17 protein-coding genes are annotated in these 14,060 nt (G+C 73.8%); 9 read left to right on the forward strand and 8 right to left on the reverse strand.

Annotated elements, in window-relative coordinates:
• The first annotated feature begins 8 nt into the window (after window positions 1-8).
• The 3 genes from AC0B9F_RS12600 to AC0B9F_RS12610 are packed head-to-tail and all read left to right on the forward strand — an operon-like array spanning window position 9 to window position 1,848.
• Window positions 9-926: an LLM class F420-dependent oxidoreductase gene (locus AC0B9F_RS12600; RefSeq protein WP_472001664.1), complete on the forward strand. Its 918-nt coding sequence runs from the start codon at window positions 9-11 to the stop codon at window positions 924-926.
• Window positions 923-1,255: an NIPSNAP family protein gene (locus AC0B9F_RS12605; RefSeq protein WP_472001666.1), complete on the forward strand. Its 333-nt coding sequence runs from the start codon at window positions 923-925 to the stop codon at window positions 1,253-1,255. Before AC0B9F_RS12600 ends, AC0B9F_RS12605 begins: the two co-directional genes overlap by 4 nt.
• The gene (locus AC0B9F_RS12610) at window positions 1,252-1,848 is read left to right on the forward strand and encodes a Dabb family protein (protein WP_472001668.1); all 597 of its coding nucleotides are present in this window, start codon (window positions 1,252-1,254) and stop codon (window positions 1,846-1,848) included. Before AC0B9F_RS12605 ends, AC0B9F_RS12610 begins: the two co-directional genes overlap by 4 nt.
• 63 nt (window positions 1,849-1,911) lie before the next feature.
• On the opposite strand, the gene AC0B9F_RS12615 is transcribed toward AC0B9F_RS12610, so the two are convergent.
• From AC0B9F_RS12615 to AC0B9F_RS12630, 4 genes are read right to left on the reverse strand one after another with little or no spacing between them, the layout of a single operon-like run.
• The gene (locus AC0B9F_RS12615) at window positions 1,912-3,069 is read right to left on the reverse strand and encodes an acetyl-CoA C-acetyltransferase (RefSeq protein ID WP_472001670.1); all 1,158 of its coding nucleotides are present in this window, start codon (window positions 3,067-3,069) and stop codon (window positions 1,912-1,914) included.
• A 17-nt stretch (window positions 3,070-3,086) separates the two neighbouring features.
• Window positions 3,087-3,689 carry a TetR/AcrR family transcriptional regulator gene (locus tag AC0B9F_RS12620; RefSeq protein WP_472001672.1) on the reverse strand — a complete coding sequence of 201 codons (603 nt, stop codon included), beginning with the start codon at window positions 3,687-3,689 and terminating at the stop codon, window positions 3,087-3,089.
• A 39-nt stretch (window positions 3,690-3,728) separates the two neighbouring features.
• Window positions 3,729-4,511 carry an SDR family oxidoreductase gene (locus tag AC0B9F_RS12625; RefSeq protein ID WP_472001674.1) on the reverse strand — a complete coding sequence of 261 codons (783 nt, stop codon included), beginning with the start codon at window positions 4,509-4,511 and terminating at the stop codon, window positions 3,729-3,731.
• Window positions 4,508-5,674: an acyl-CoA dehydrogenase family protein gene (locus AC0B9F_RS12630; RefSeq protein ID WP_472001676.1), complete on the reverse strand. Its 1,167-nt coding sequence runs from the start codon at window positions 5,672-5,674 to the stop codon at window positions 4,508-4,510. The genes AC0B9F_RS12625 and AC0B9F_RS12630 overlap by 4 nt, the downstream gene beginning before the upstream one ends.
• 78 nt (window positions 5,675-5,752) lie before the next feature.
• Between AC0B9F_RS12630 and AC0B9F_RS12635 the strand changes: the two genes are divergently transcribed.
• From AC0B9F_RS12635 to AC0B9F_RS12655, 5 genes are all read left to right on the forward strand, one after another.
• Entirely contained in the window at window positions 5,753-6,610 is an 858-nt protein-coding gene (locus AC0B9F_RS12635; protein WP_472001678.1) for an enoyl-CoA hydratase, read from the forward strand.
• Window positions 6,610-7,779 carry an acyl-CoA dehydrogenase family protein gene (locus AC0B9F_RS12640; RefSeq protein WP_472001679.1) on the forward strand — a complete coding sequence of 390 codons (1,170 nt, stop codon included), beginning with the start codon at window positions 6,610-6,612 and terminating at the stop codon, window positions 7,777-7,779. Before AC0B9F_RS12635 ends, AC0B9F_RS12640 begins: the two co-directional genes overlap by 1 nt.
• Window positions 7,779-8,789 (forward strand): acyl-CoA dehydrogenase family protein, encoded by a 1,011-nt coding sequence (locus AC0B9F_RS12645; protein WP_472001680.1) that lies wholly within the window; start codon window positions 7,779-7,781, stop codon window positions 8,787-8,789. The genes AC0B9F_RS12640 and AC0B9F_RS12645 overlap by 1 nt, the downstream gene beginning before the upstream one ends.
• Window positions 8,786-9,859 (forward strand): acyl-CoA dehydrogenase family protein, encoded by a 1,074-nt coding sequence (locus AC0B9F_RS12650; protein ID WP_472001682.1) that lies wholly within the window; start codon window positions 8,786-8,788, stop codon window positions 9,857-9,859. The genes AC0B9F_RS12645 and AC0B9F_RS12650 overlap by 4 nt, the downstream gene beginning before the upstream one ends.
• Window positions 9,860-9,951: 92 nt before the next feature.
• Window positions 9,952-10,473 (forward strand): flavin reductase family protein, encoded by a 522-nt coding sequence (locus tag AC0B9F_RS12655; RefSeq protein WP_472001683.1) that lies wholly within the window; start codon window positions 9,952-9,954, stop codon window positions 10,471-10,473.
• Here the strand turns inward: AC0B9F_RS12655 and AC0B9F_RS12660 are convergent.
• On the reverse strand, window positions 10,446-11,021 hold the full coding sequence (locus tag AC0B9F_RS12660; RefSeq protein ID WP_472002135.1) for a PadR family transcriptional regulator: 576 nt from the start codon (window positions 11,019-11,021) through the stop codon (window positions 10,446-10,448). The genes AC0B9F_RS12655 and AC0B9F_RS12660 overlap by 28 nt on opposite strands.
• 230 nt (window positions 11,022-11,251) lie before the next feature.
• Between AC0B9F_RS12660 and AC0B9F_RS12665 the strand changes: the two genes are divergently transcribed.
• Window positions 11,252-11,797: a MarR family winged helix-turn-helix transcriptional regulator gene (locus AC0B9F_RS12665; protein WP_472001685.1), complete on the forward strand. Its 546-nt coding sequence runs from the start codon at window positions 11,252-11,254 to the stop codon at window positions 11,795-11,797.
• Window positions 11,798-11,826: 29 nt separating this feature from the next.
• Here AC0B9F_RS12665 and AC0B9F_RS12670 read toward each other — a convergent pair whose 3' ends face one another.
• From AC0B9F_RS12670 to AC0B9F_RS12680, 3 genes are read right to left on the reverse strand one after another with little or no spacing between them, the layout of a single operon-like run.
• Window positions 11,827-12,837 carry a Rieske 2Fe-2S domain-containing protein gene (locus AC0B9F_RS12670; RefSeq protein ID WP_472001686.1) on the reverse strand — a complete coding sequence of 337 codons (1,011 nt, stop codon included), beginning with the start codon at window positions 12,835-12,837 and terminating at the stop codon, window positions 11,827-11,829.
• 1 nt (window position 12,838) lies between these two features.
• Window positions 12,839-13,063: a recombinase-like helix-turn-helix domain-containing protein gene (locus tag AC0B9F_RS12675; protein ID WP_472001687.1), complete on the reverse strand. Its 225-nt coding sequence runs from the start codon at window positions 13,061-13,063 to the stop codon at window positions 12,839-12,841.
• 45 nt (window positions 13,064-13,108) lie between these two features.
• A complete protein-coding gene (locus AC0B9F_RS12680; protein WP_472001689.1) occupies window positions 13,109-14,056 on the reverse strand; it encodes a PDR/VanB family oxidoreductase in 948 nt (315 codons plus the stop codon).
• Between the last annotated feature and the right edge of the window lie 4 nt (window positions 14,057-14,060).

Raw genomic sequence — 14,060 nt, forward strand, 5'->3', positions numbered from 1 at the left:
GACTGCCCATGCTCCGACTGGGAATGATGGCGCCGTTCACGGACGGACTGATCACCTCCGGCGGCTTCCTGCGCGACCTCGCGGGCACCCTGGAGGAGTGCGGCGTCGAGTCGCTGTGGACGGTCAAGCACGTCGTGGTCGCCGACGGCTACGAACCGCTCTACCCCTACTCCGACGACGGCCGCATCCCGGGCAGTTCCGGCTCCGTGCCGATGCCCGACCCGCTGGAGACCATCGCGTTCCTCGCCGGCGCCTCCCGGAGCCTGCGCTTCGGCACCGCCATGATGGTCGCCCCGCTGCACAGCCCCGTGGTCCTCGCCAAGCGCGCCGCGACCATCGACCGGCACTCCGGCGGCCGGCTGATGCTCGGGCTCGGCATCGGCTGGCAGAAGGAGGAGTACGCCGCCGTCGGAGTGCCCTACCAGGACCGCGGGCGCAGGCTGGAGGAGTGCGTGGGCGCGATGCGCGCGCTGTGGGCCGGGGGCCCGGCCGCGTACAGCGGGCGGCATGTGTCCTTCGCCGGTCTGCACTCCCTGCCCCGGCCGGGCGGCGGGGCGGTGCCGGTCGTGCTCGGCGGGAACAGCGACCCGGCCGTGCGCCGGGCGGGCCGCGTCGGCGACGGCTGGTTCCCGTACACGATCGGCCCGCGGGACTTCGCCCGCCAGGCCGAACTGCTGCGCGGGGCCGCCCGCGCCGCGGGCCGGGCGGAGGACGCGGTGGAGATCACGGTGTGGCCGGGCTCCCGCGACCGGGAACGCGAGGGCGACGCGTCCTGGGTGCGCGGCTTCACCGACGCGGGCGCGACGCGTCTGGTCGTCGCACCGCGCATCCGGGGCGCGGCCGGGCTGGCCGGCGCGCGCGGGCTGGCCGCGCTGCGCGAGCAGGTCGAGCGCTACCGCGGCGAGGTGCTGGAGAAACTGGCGTGAGCGGCGTCCACGTGCTCGACACCGTCGTCCTGCCGGGCCATCAGGTCGCGGGGTGGCTGCGGCGCTGGCGCGCGGAGTACCTGCCGGGCGCCCGCGACCGCGGCATGGTCGCCGAACGCGTGTGGCGCACCTGGACCGGCCCGGAGACGGTGGCCGTGCGCGTGCTGTGGTCGCTGCCGGACAGCGGGGCGTTCTTCGCCGCGCGGTCGGCGGCCAAACGCGATCCGCGGGTCGCGGCGTTCTGGGCGCGGACGGACGAGATCGCCCGGGAGCGCGACCGGCAGGTGCTCGAACCCGTCGACGCCGACGGGGAAGGCGGCGCGGCATGACCCGCTGGGTGGCGCTGCTCCCGGCCGGCCGGGCCGCTGAGTACGGCGCGACGGCGACGCTCCCCAGGGTGTCGGCGTCCTCGGCGGGGCCCGACCTGCCCGGCTGCTTCGGCGGAACCGGCGCCACCTGGGACCTGACGGCGAACCGGCCGCCGGCGCGGATCGCCGCCTGCGCCGGTCTGCCGCAGCCGCTCGACGCGGTCGCGCTCGCGCCCGTACGGGGCAGGGGTGTGCCGCTGTGCGGCCCGCGCGTGAAACGGACCCTCCTGCTGACCGTGCGTCCCGCCACGCCCGACGCCCAAGTCGCCCGCCTGGAGCGGGACCTGCTCGCGATGCCGGCCCACATCGCCGCGATCCGCTCCTGGGCCCTGAGCCGTGTGGACCAGGCACTCACGCCCTCGCGGTGGACGCATGTGTGGGAGCAGGAGTACGCGGACGTCGACGGCCTCACCCGGGACTATCTGGCCCACCCCTACCACTGGACCTGCGTGGACCGCTGGTTCGACGGCGAGGTCCCCGGCGGCGGCATCGTGGCGCCGGAACTGGCCCACGTTCTCCGCTGGAGCGAGGGCCCGGTACTGCCGCGGCGCTGACGCCACGCACGTGCGGCGCCCGTCCCCGCGGTGGGGACGGGCGTCGCTTCTCGTGCGGTGCGCTCAGAGCCGTTCGATGATCGTGACGTTGGCCTGGCCGCCGCCCTCGCACATGGTCTGCAGCCCGTAACGGCCGCCGGTGCGTTCCAGTTCGTGCAGGAGCGTGGTCATCAGCTTGGTGCCGGTGGCGCCGAGCGGATGACCGAGGGCGATGGCGCCGCCGTTGACGTTGACCTTGTCCGGGTCGGCGCCGGTCTCCTTGAGCCAGGCCAGCACGACCGGTGCGAACGCCTCGTTGATCTCGACCAGGTCGATGTCGTCGAGGGACATCCCGGCCTTCTTCAGGGCGTACGCGGTGGCGGGGATCGGCGCGGACAGCATGCGGATGGGGTCCTCGCCGCGCACCGACAGATGGTGGACGCGGGCGCGTGGGGTCAGTCCGTGCTCCCGGACCGCGCGTTCGCTCGCGAGCAGCATGGCCGAGGCGCCGTCGGAGACCTGGGAGGAACAGGCGGCGGTGATGGTGCCGCCGTCGAGCACCGGCTTCAGGCCGGCCATCTTCTCCAGGGTGGTGTCGCGGCGCGGGCCCTCGTCGGTCGTCACCTCGCCGTAGGGGACGACTTCGCGGGCGAAGCGGCCCTCGTCGATGGCGCGGCTCGCGCGCCGGTGGGAGCGCAGCGCGAACTCCTCCATGTCCCGGCGGGAGATGCCCCACTTCTCGGCGATCATCTCCGCGCCGGCGAACTGGTTGACCGGCCGGTCGCCGTAGCGGGCGCGCCAGCCCTGGGAGCCCGCGTACGGCCCCTGGGTCAGGCCGAGCGGTTCGGCGGCCTGACGGGTGGCGAAGGCGATGGGGATCATCGACATGTTCTGCACGCCGCCGGCGACGACCAGGTCCTGGGTGCCGGACAGCACGGCCTGGGCCGCGAAGTGCACCGCCTGCTGGGAGGAGCCGCACTGGCGGTCCACGGTCACGCCGGGCACCTCCTCGGGCAGCCCGGCCGCCAGCCAGCAGGTGCGGGCGATGTCGCCGGCCTGCGGTCCGACGGTGTCCAGGCAGCCGAAGACGACGTCCTCGACGGCCGCCGGGTCGGCGCCGGAGCGTTCCATGAGCGCCGTGAGCACATGGGCGCCGAGGTCGGCGGGGTGGACGGCGGACAGTCCGCCGCCGCGCCGGCCGACCGGGGTGCGCACCGCTTCGACGATGTAGGCCTCGGCCACGATCAACCACTCCTTGTTCACTGTCGGGGATGTTCCGCGCGCCGGGTGATGCCCGTCAGCACCATCGACAGGTACTGGCGGGCGATCTCCTCGGGGCTGTGCTGTCCGTCCGGCCGGTACCAGGAGGCGGCGACCCACACGGTGTCGCGCAGGAAGCGGTAGGTGAGCCGGACGTCGAGGTCGTCGCGGAAGGACCGGTCGGTCACTCCGCGCCGAAGCGTGCTCAGCCATGCCTTCTCGAACCCGGCCTGTGCGTCGGCGAGGTAGGCGAAGCGTGGCCGGGTCTGCAACTGCCGTGCTTCCTTCTGGTAGATGGCGACGGCCGCGCGGTGCCGGCCGATCTGCCGGAAGGACTCGGTGACGAGGGCCTCGATGGTCGGCCCGGGTTCGAGGCCGGCGGCGAGGACGGCGTCGTAGCGGGCCCACAGATCGTCGAGGAAGCCGGAGAGGATCTCGTCGAGCATCGACTCCTTGGAATCGAAGTGGTAGTAGAGGCTGCCGGCGAGCATCCCGGCCTCGTCCGCGATCCTGCGGACGGTGGTGGCGCGGTAGCCCTGGGCGGCGAACACCTCGGCGGCGGTGGCCAGGAGCGCCGCGCGTCGTCGGGACGCGTCGGTCATCGCCGGCCGTCGGCCGTGCGGCGCCGGTTCATCGTGGCCTCACGGGTGCCGGCTGCTGACCGAGACGACCTCGCCGGTCATGTACGACGAGTAGCCGGAGGCCAGGAAGACGATCACGTTGGCCACCTCCCAGGGTTCGGCGAACCGCCCGAACGCCTCGCGGGCGGTGAGTTCGTCCAGCAGCTCGGGACTGGTGACCTTCACCAGGTGCGGGTGCATGGCGAGGCTCGGCGCGACCGCGTTGACGCGGACGCCGAACCGGGCGGCCTCCAGGGCGGCGCAGCGGGTCAGCGCCATGACGCCGGCCTTGGCCGCGGCGTAGTGCGCCTGGCCCGCCTGGGCCCGCCAGCCGATCACGGAGGCGTTGTTGACGAGCACCCCGCCCGCTGCGGCGGCCTTCATCCGGCGCAGGGCGGCGCGGGTGCAGCGGAAGGTGCCGTTCAGGGTGACGTCGAGGACTCTCCCCCACTGCTCGTCGCTCATGTCGACGAGGTCGGCGGTGCCGCCGAGCCCGGCGTTGTTGACGACGATGTCGAGCCTGCCGTGCCGTTCCTCGGCGAGGTCGAACAGGGCGGCGACCTGCCTCTCATCGGTGACGTCGCAGGGCAGGGCGGCGACGCGGTCGGCGCCGAACTCGCCCGCGAGCCGGTCGGCGTACTCCGTCAGGCGGCGGGCGTGGGTGTCGGAGACGACGACCCGGGCGCCCTCCTCCAGCAGCCGCCGCGCGGTCGCCCCGCCGATCCCGGCGCCCGCGGCGGCGGTGACGACGGCGCCGCGTCCGTCGAGGAGTGCGTGTCCTGCTTCGTACGGCGGTGGGGTCACGGGCGTGCCTCCCTGGGCAGGCCGAGGACGCGCTCGGCGATGATGGTGCGCTGGATCTCGTTGGACCCGGCGTAGAGGGTGTCGGCGCGGGAGAAGAGGAACAGCCGCTGGAAGTCGGTGAGTTCGTCGGGACCGCCGGCCGTGAGCATGCCGTCGGCGCCGCACACGTCCATGGCCAGCTCGCCCAGTTCGCGGTGCCAGGTGGCCCAGTACAGCTTGCCGATGGACGCCTCGGGCCCGGGGGCGCCGGCGGCGACGCCGTCGAGCATGCGCAGGGCGTTGCACCGGATGATCTCCAGGCCGGTCCACGCGCGGGCGATCCGGTCGCGGATCAGCGGGTCCCGGTTGGCTCCGGTGCGCCGGGCGAGCGCGATGACGCCCTCCAGCTCGCGCCGGAAACCGACCTGTTGCCCGAGGGTGGACACGCCGCGTTCGAAGCCGAGCGTGGCCATGGCGATGCGCCAGCCGTCGCCCGGCGTCCCGACGATGTGCCCGGCCGGGGTGCGCGCCCCGTCGAAGAAGACCTCGTTGAACTCGGACGTGCCGGTCAGCTGGGTGATGGGCCGGATCTGCACGCCGGGCCGGTCGAGCGGCACGAGCAGATAGGACAGCCCGTGGTGACGGGTGGAGCCCGGCTCGGTGCGGGCGAGGACGAAGCACCACTGCGACTCGTGTGCCAGGGACGTCCACACCTTCTGCCCGGTGACCACCCACTCCTCGCCCTCGCGTACGGCCCGGGTGCGTACGGCCGCCAGGTCCGAGCCGGCGTCGGGTTCGCTGTATCCCTGGCACCACAGCTCCTCGACGGCCACGATCGGCGGCAGGAACCGCTCGCGCTGCTGAGGCGTTCCGAAGGCGATGAGGGTGGGGCCGAGCAGCTGCTCCCCGATGTGGTTCACGCGGGCGGGGGCGTCGGCGAGGGCGTACTCCTCGTGGAAGGCGACCTGTTGCTCCAGGCTCGCGCCCCGGCCGCCGTACTCCTTCGGCCAGCCGACGCAGGTCCAGCCCGCGGCGGCCAGGTGGCGTTCCCAGGCGAGTCGTTCGGCGAACGCCTCGTGCTCACGGCCCGGTCCGCCGCGCCCGCGCAGGGCGGCGAATTCTCCGGTGAGGTTCGCCCGCAGCCAGGCGCGGACCTCGGTGCGGAACTCCTCGACGCTGTTCATGGGCGGCTCCGGACGGCTCTCGACGGCTGACGGCCAGGACGTTAACCTACCAAACACTTGTTAGAAAAGGAGGGGCGCATGTCGACTGCCCGCACGTCGCCCGACGAGCCGGTGACCTATGAGCGCCACGGCCCCGTCGCCGTGGTCACGATGAACCGCCCGGAGTACCGCAACGCCCAGAACTCCGCGATGACGTACGCCCTGGACGCCGCCTTCTACCGCGCGGCGGACGACGACGAGGTCAAGGTCGTCGTCCTCGCCGGGGCGGGGAAGCACTTCTCCGCCGGACACGACATCGGCAGCCCGGGGCGCGATGCCCATCTGCCGTTCGAGCGCCGGGCCGGACTGTGGTGGGACCACTCCGGCAAGGGCGGCGCGGAGAGCCGGTTCGCCCGCGAGTCGGAGGTCTATCTGGGCATGTGCCGCCGCTGGCGGGAACTGCCCAAACCGCTGATCGCCTCCGTGCAGGGCGCCTGCGTCGCGGGCGGTCTGATGCTCGCCTGGGTGTGCGACCTCATCGTCGCCTCCGACGACGCCTTCTTCGCCGACCCGGTGGTCCGCATGGGCGTCCCCGGCGTGGAGTACTTCGCACACCCCTGGGTGATGCCGCCGCGCATCGCGAAGGAGTTCCTGTACACGGGCGACCGCATGACCGCCCGGCGCGCGCACGAGGTCGGCATGGTGAACCGGGTCGTACCGCGCGACGAACTCGCGGAGGAGACCCGGGAGTTGGCGCTTCGCGTGGCCGAGATGCCGCGCATGGGCCTGGCCCTGGCCAAGCGGGCCGTCAATCAGGCGGAGGACCTCCAGGGCCTGCACGCGGGGCTGGACTCGGTGTTCGCACTGCACCACCTGGCCCACGCCCACAACGCGGAGACCGCGCAGGACTCCCTCGGCGGCATGGACGTCAAGGCGATGAAGGAGGCGTCCTCCTGATGGACCTCGTCTTCAACGCGGCCGAACACGCCTGGCGGGCCGAGGCCCGCGCCTGGCTCGCCGCCCACGTCCCCACCGGGCCCCTGCCGTCGCTGGAGACCGCCGAGGGCTTCGCCGCGCACCGGGAGTGGGAGCGCGCGCTGTCCGCGGGCGGCTGGTCGGCGGTGACCTGGCCGAGGGAGTACGGCGGCCGGGACGCGTCCCTCGTCGAGTGGCTGATCTTCGAGGAGGAGTACTACGCCGCCGGAGCCCCCGGCCGGGTCGCCCAGAACGGCATCAGTCTGCTGGCGCCGACGCTCTTCGCGCACGGCACGGCCGAACAGCGCGCCCGCATCCTGCCGGCCATGGCGCGCGGGGAGGTCGTCTGGGCGCAGGCGTGGTCGGAGCCGGAGGCCGGTTCCGACCTGGCGTCCCTGCGCTCCACCGCCGTGCGGACCGAGGGCGGCTGGCTGCTCAACGGGCAGAAGACGTGGTCGTCCCGGGCCGCCTTCGCCGACCGCGCGTTCGGTCTGTTCCGCAGCGATCCCGGCGCCGATCGCCCGCACCGGGGCCTGACGTACCTGATGTTCCCGCTCGGCGCCGACGGTGTGACCGTCCGGCCCATCGGGCGGCTGGACGGCAAGCCGGCGTTCGCGGAACTGTTCCTCGACGACGTCTTCGTCCCCGACGCGGACGTGATCGGCGAACCCGGCCGGGGCTGGCAGGTGGCGATGAGCACCGCCGGCAACGAGCGAGGCCTGACCCTGCGCAGCCCCGGCCGTTTCCTGGCCGCCGCCGACCGGCTCACCGCGCTGTGGCGGACGTCCGCCGATCCCTGTGACACGGCCCTGCGCGACCGGGTCGCCGACGCCGTGGCCGGTGCCCGCGCCTACCAGCTCTTCACCTACGCGAGCGCCTCCCGGCTGGCGGCCGGCGGCTCGCTCGGCGCGGAGTCGAGCCTGAACAAGGTGTTCTGGTCCGAGCTGGACATCGCCCTGCACGACACCGCCCTGGACCTGCTCGGCCCCTTCGGCGAACTCGCGGACGACGCCCCGGAGGCGCCCGACGACGGCCGGTGGGCGGAGGGCCATGTCTTCTCGCTGGCCGGGCCGATCTACGCCGGCACCAACGAGATCCAGCGCGACATCATCGCCGAGCGGCTGCTCGGCCTGCCGAAAGGACGCCGCTGATGCGTTTCCTCCTCGACGACGAACAGCGCGCGTTCTCCCGCGCCCTGGACGCGATGCTCACGGCGGCCGACACGCCCTCCGCGGTGCGCGCCTGGGCGGACGGCGACCCGGGGGCCGGGCGCGCACTGTGGTCCCGGCTCGGCGAGGCCGGGGTGTTCGCCCTGGCCGTACCCGAGCGCCACGCCGGGGTGGGCCCACTGCCCGTGGAACTCGCCATTGCTTTCGCCGAGTTGGGGCGGCACGTGGTGCCGGGTCCGGTGGTGGAGACGGTGGCGGCGGCCGCGCTGCTGGACCGGCTCGGCGACGCGGACGCGGCGGCCGCATGGCTGCCCGGCATCGCCTCCGGCAAGGCCGCGGTGTCCCTGTGCCTGCCCTCCTTCGGCTCACCGTTCGCACTGGACGCCGACACGGCCGACGCGGTCCTCGTCGTCGACGGGGACGTGCTGCGCCTGGCCCAGTCGTGCGGGCCCGTCCAGCCGTCCGCCGACCCGGCGCGGCGGCTGGCGCGGCCCGGGGGCGGGGTGGTCCTGGCCCGCGGGCCGCGTGTGACGGCCGCGGCGGCGCACGCAGCGGACATCGCCATGCTGGCCACGGCCGCCCAGGCGCTGGGCATCGGGCGGGCGCTGCTCGCCGGGACGGTCGAACACGTCCGGCAGCGGACCCAGTTCGGCGTCCCCATCGGGTCCTTCCAGGCGGTCAAGCACCGGCTGGCGGACACCCTGATCGCGCTGGAGTTCGCCGAACCCCTCGTGCACGCGGCGGCGCTGGGGCTCGCGGACGGGTCCGGCCCGGCCGGCGACCTCGCCGCCGCGAAGCTGACCGCGTGCGCGGCGGCACGGACCGCGGCCCGCACCGCGCTGCAGTTGCACGGTGCGCTCGGCTACACCGACGAGCTGCCCCTGTCGCTGTGGATCCGCAAGGCCGGTGCGCTGCGCTCGGCCTGGGGCACCCCGGCGGCCTGCCGGGCCCGGGTGCTCGCCGCCCCCGTCCGGGAAGGAGCCGGCGCATGAGGTGGACCGAGGAGCAGCGGGAACTGCGCGCGGCCGTACGGTCGTTGCTCGCCCGCCATGAGGGCGGGGCGGCATGGCGGCCGCTCACCGAGCAGATCGGCGTGGCGGGTCTCGCCGTCCCCGAGGAGTACGGGGGCGCGGGCTGCGGGCCCGTCGACGCGCAGGTGGTACTGGAGGAACTGGGGCGGGAACTGAGCCCGGTGCCCTACCTCGGTTCCGCCGTGCTGACCGTGCAGGCGCTGCTCGCCTCCGGTGACGCGGCGGCCTGCGCCCGGCTGCTGCCGCGTCTCGCACAGGGCCGTGCGGTGGGCGCCCTGGCGTGGGCCGAGCAGGGCAGCTGGGACCCGGCCGCGGTGCGGGCGGAGGCCGCGCCCGGGACCGCGTCCGTCCGGCGGATCAGCGGGGTCAAGGAGCACGTCCTGGACGGCGACCGGGCCGACGTCCTGCTGGTCGTGGCCCGTACGGCGGGCGGTCTGTCGCTGTTCGACGTGGCCGTGGACGGCCCCGGGGTGCGCCGGGAGCCCACGGCCACGATGGACCGGACCCGGGCCCTGGTCCGCGTGGTGCTGGACGGCGCCGAGGGGCGGCTCATCGGTGCCGAGGGCGACGGCGGGCGCGTCCTCGCCCGGGTGCTGGACCTGGCCTGCACCGCGCTGGCCGCCGAGCAGGTCGGCGCGGCGGAGCGCTGCCTGGAACTCACCGTGGCCTACGCCAAGGAGCGCGTGCAGTTCGGCCGGCCCATCGGGTCCTTCCAAGCGGTCAAGCACCGGCTGGCGGACGCGTATGTGCTGGTGGAGTCCGCCCGGTCGGCGGCGCTCGGCGCGGCCTTCGCGGCGGCGGAGGGTTCGCCGGAGCTGACGCGCCGGGCGGCGGCCGCCAAGTCGGCCTGCTCGGAGGCGTTCTCGGCGGTCGCCGGCGAGATGATCCAGCTGCACGGCGGTATCGGCATCACCTGGGAGCACTGCGCCCACCGCTACTTCAAACGCGCGCACGCGACCGGTCTGCTGTTCGGGCCGCCCGCCCGGCACCGGGAGCGGCTGATGGCGGAGCTGGAAGCGGCCGCCGTCTGATCCCCCGGTGCTTGACGGGGCGTTGCGGGCGCGGTCCAATGTCGGTATTCCTAATAGAAATACTTCGACTAGGCATACCGGAGGGCCTGAGGATGCCGTACACGGACACATCACGGAACGCCCCCTCGCGGGCGGTCGACGGCGCCGCGCTGCGCGACGTGCTGAGCCGCTTCTGCACCGGCGTCGCGGTCGTCACCGCGCTCGACGGGCACCGCCCCGTGGGCATGGCGGTGCAGTCGTTCTCCTCGGTGTCGCTGGAACCGCCGCTGGTGTGCTTCTGCCCGGCGCACACCTCGACGAGCTGGCCGCTGATCCGCCGCTTCGGCCGGTTCGCGGTCAACGTCCTCGCGGCCGACCAGGAGGAGCTGTGCCGGCGGTTCGCGGTGACCGGCGGCGACAAGTTCGCCGGGGCCGCCTGGCGTCCGGGCGGCAACGGGGCGCCCCTGCTGGAGGGGGCGCTCGCCTGGATCGAGTGCGATCTGCACGCCACGCTGCCCGGCGGCGACCACACGGTGGCCCTCGGCCGGGTCACCGCGCTCACGCCGGCGCCCCGGGACACGGGGGCGCTGGTGTACTTCCGGCGGACCTACGGGCGGGTGGAGTCCCGCTGCTGAGCGGCCAGTTCCTCGATGTCGGCGAGCATGGCGTCGGCGAGGTCGCGCTCGGCGGCGTAGTAGCGCTCGGCCCAGCGCAGGGTCAGCGCCGGGTACGCCCATTCCGCACGGTCCCGTGAGCCCTCGCCGTCCGCCTGCGCCCGCCGACGCATCGTCTCGGCGTAGGCACGGTGGCGGCCGAGGACCTCGCGCATCTGCTCGGGGTCCAGCAGGTGGCCGAGCCACAGCCGGAGCATCACACCGTGCTTGAGCACCGGCGGCTCGACCGGCGCCTCGCGCGCCCAGGTGCGCACCGCGTCGAGGCCCTCCTCGGTGATCCGGTACACCTTCTTGTCCCGGTTGCCGGTCTCCTGGGCCACCATGCGGGCGGTGACGTATCCGGCCTTCTCCAGCCGCTTCAGCTCGCCGTAGACCTGGCTGAAGGAGGGGCTCCAGTAGAAGAAGCGCAGCGACCAGTCCGCCCACTTCTTCACGTCGTAGCCGGACAGTTCCTCGCCGAAGGAGAGCAGCCCGAGCACCGCCCAGCTGGTCGCGGGCAGCGCGGGCAGCGCGGGCCGCCCCTCACCGTCCGGCGGGCCGGCGCTCTGCGTCGCGGGTTTCCTGTGTGCAGCCACAGCGACAGTGTACGGAGCGCTCGATCACGTGGGGACGGCCCGGCAGGGCATCGGTGATCCCGCGCGTACCACCTGGCCCCGCCGCACATATTTCAGGGCTAAGGTTTCTGTGCGGGTCCGTAGGTACGGGTGCGTGTGTGCGGTGAGGTCAGGAGGGGCGCTACATGGCGGGGAAGAAGGCTGCGGCCCAGCAGGACGCCGTCGCGGCGATCATCGGCGACTGGGCCAGGGAACGGCCGGAGCTGGACACCTCCCCGCTGGAGGTGCTGGCCCGGCTGCACCGCACCTTCCTGCGCTACCAGACCGGGCTGACCGCCGCCATCGAACGGCACGGGCTCGCCGTGGCCGGCTTCGACGTGCTGACCGCGCTGCGGCGGGCCGGGAAGCCGTACCGGCTCACGGCCGGGCAGCTCGCCGACTCGGGGCTGATCTCCTCGGCCGGCGTCACCCTGCGCATCGACCGCCTGGAGAAGGACGGCCTGATCGTGCGCGAGCGTGACGCCGACGACCGCCGCGTGGTGTACTCCCGGCTCACCGACGCCGGTCTCGCCAAGGTGGACGAGGTGTTCGCCGAGCACCTGGACAACGAGCGGCGGATGCTCGCCGAGGTGTCCCCGGCGGAGCGGCGGCAGCTGGCCCGGCTGCTGTCCAAGCTGGAGCGGTCCATCGTCCACGCGGCGCAGTCCGCGGACGACGCACCGCCGGCCTGAGCGCCGTCCGGCCGCCCCTCCCCCCTGCTTCAGCGCGCCGCCTGGGCCTGTGCCTGCTGCCGGAACAGCCGGCGCAGCCGCACCACGCCCAGGTCGTGCTGGTAGAGGTTCTCCCGCTGGTCGGCGTCGGCCGGCATGGCCTCCAGCATCACCCGGTCCTGCTCCAGCACCTGCCAATGCCGCTCCTCGATGAGCGTGCGGTACAGGAAGCGCCAGGTGTCGCGCTGCCAGCCGGAGACCTTGCGGTAGCGCCAGAAGAAGACACCGGTGCGCCCCGCGTCCACCGGGCAGGCCATGCCGACGATGCCGAAGGCGCCGCCGGGGCCCGCCGAGGGCGGGTACGGAATGGACAGGTCGACCCAGTCGACCCCGGTGCGGCACAGCTCCACCCAGTCGAAGTTGACGCCCCGCTGGTCGGTCTTCTCGAAGAAGTAGCCGCGTTCCGTCTCCCGGATGCGGAAGCGGGCCTGGGTGTCGCCGTCGTACATGGTGTGCGACTCGTGGTGCAGGAAGGCGCCGTGCATGGGGTCCAGGAGGTTCTCCATGGCGAACCGCCACGGCACGTTCCACTCGGCGTAGCACAGGAACGAGGCGGTCTCCGGGTCGGTCAGCGGCTCCGGCAGGGTGAGACCGACCGGCTCGGGGTGCTCCTCGTCGCCGAAGTAGGCGAGGACCGCGCCGCCGGCCTCGCGCACGGGCAGGGAGGTGACGAGCTTCTTTCCTTCGAGGTTGCAGCCGGGCAGTCCGGGCACCGAGGCCACGGTGCCGTCGCCCCGCACCTCCACCCCGTGGTACCAGCAGGCGACGCGGTCGCCGAGGTGCTTGCCGAGGGAGAGCGGCGCGCCGCGGTGCGGGCAGCGGTCGGCGAGCAGGGACAGGGTGCCGTCGGAGCGGCGGAACAGCAGCCAGTCCTCGCCGAGCGCGGTCACCTTGCGCATGCCGCCCGGCTCGACGAAGTGCGAGGGGACGACCGGGTGCCACTGGTTACGCAGGCCGTGGGCGTAGACGTGGTCGGCGGTGACGTCGGTGGTCAGGGTCATCTCAGGCTCCCAGGCGGTGCATCTCGGCGCGGAAGATCTCCTCGGTCCAGGGCGTGCCGTCGGGCGTGCGCACCTGGCGGGCGTTGAGGCCGGCGACCACGTCCGCCGGCTCGTGGCCGTCCTTGGTGAAGATCTCCTCGAGGGTGCGGGCGAGCTTCAGCTCGTAGGGGGTGGGCCGGCGCGTGCGGGACTGGTGCGGGTCGAGGTACGGCCAGTCGGTGGTCATCGATGCCTCCGGGGACAGTGGTGGTCGGGGTTCACAGGTCGGGGTTCACAGGTCGAGGACGAGCCGGTCGGAGGCGCAGCGCGAGACGCAGATCATCATCGTGTTGTTCGCGGAGTGCTCCGCCTGCGACAGCAGGAGGTCGCGGTGCTCCGGGGCGCCGGCGAGGACGCGGGTCTCGCAGGTGCCGCAGATGCCGTCGCGGCAGGAGGAGGGCACGGCCACGCCCGCCGCCTCCACGGCCTCCAGTACGGAGGTGTCCGCGCCGACCGTGACGGTGAGTCCGGAGCGGCGGCACTCGACCTCGAAGGCGGTGTCGTCCCCGGTGCGTTCCACGGCCGGGGCGGCGAACCTCTCCAGGCGCACCTGCCCGTCCGGGCACCGCTCCTGCACGGCGCTCAGCAGCGGCTCCGGCCCGCACACGTACACCAGCGCGTCCGCGGGCAGGTCGGCGAGGGCGGAGTCCAGGTCGATGTGGCCCTGCTCGTCCTGCGGGACGACGGTGACCCGGCCGCCGGTGAGTGCGGCGAGGTCCCCGCCGAAGGCCATGGAGGCGCGCGAGCGTCCGCCGTGCACCAGCCGGTACGGGATGCCGTCGCGGTCGGCCCGGCGGGCCATGGCGAGGATCGGGGTGATGCCGATGCCGCCCGCGACGAAGACGTACGACGCGGCGGGCTCCAGCGTGAAGCGGTTGCGGGGTCCTGTCACCCGGACCCGCTCGCCGGGGCGCAGCCGGGTGTGCACGTGCCGCGAACCGCCGCGCGAGGACGGTTCGTTGAGGACCGCGACGCGGTACACGCCGAGGTCTTCCGGGTCGCCGCACAGCGAGTACTGACGGACATGGCCGCCCACGTGCAGGTCGAGGTGCGCGCCCGGGGTCCAGCCCGGCAGGGGCTTGCCGGCGGGGTCGACGAGGTCGACGGACAGGACGCCGTCCGCCTCCCAGGTCATACGGCGCACGAGGAGTTCGAGCTCGTGCTCTTCGGTGACGCTCATGGGG

Source organism: Streptomyces sp. NPDC097129, from assembly GCF_055668065.1.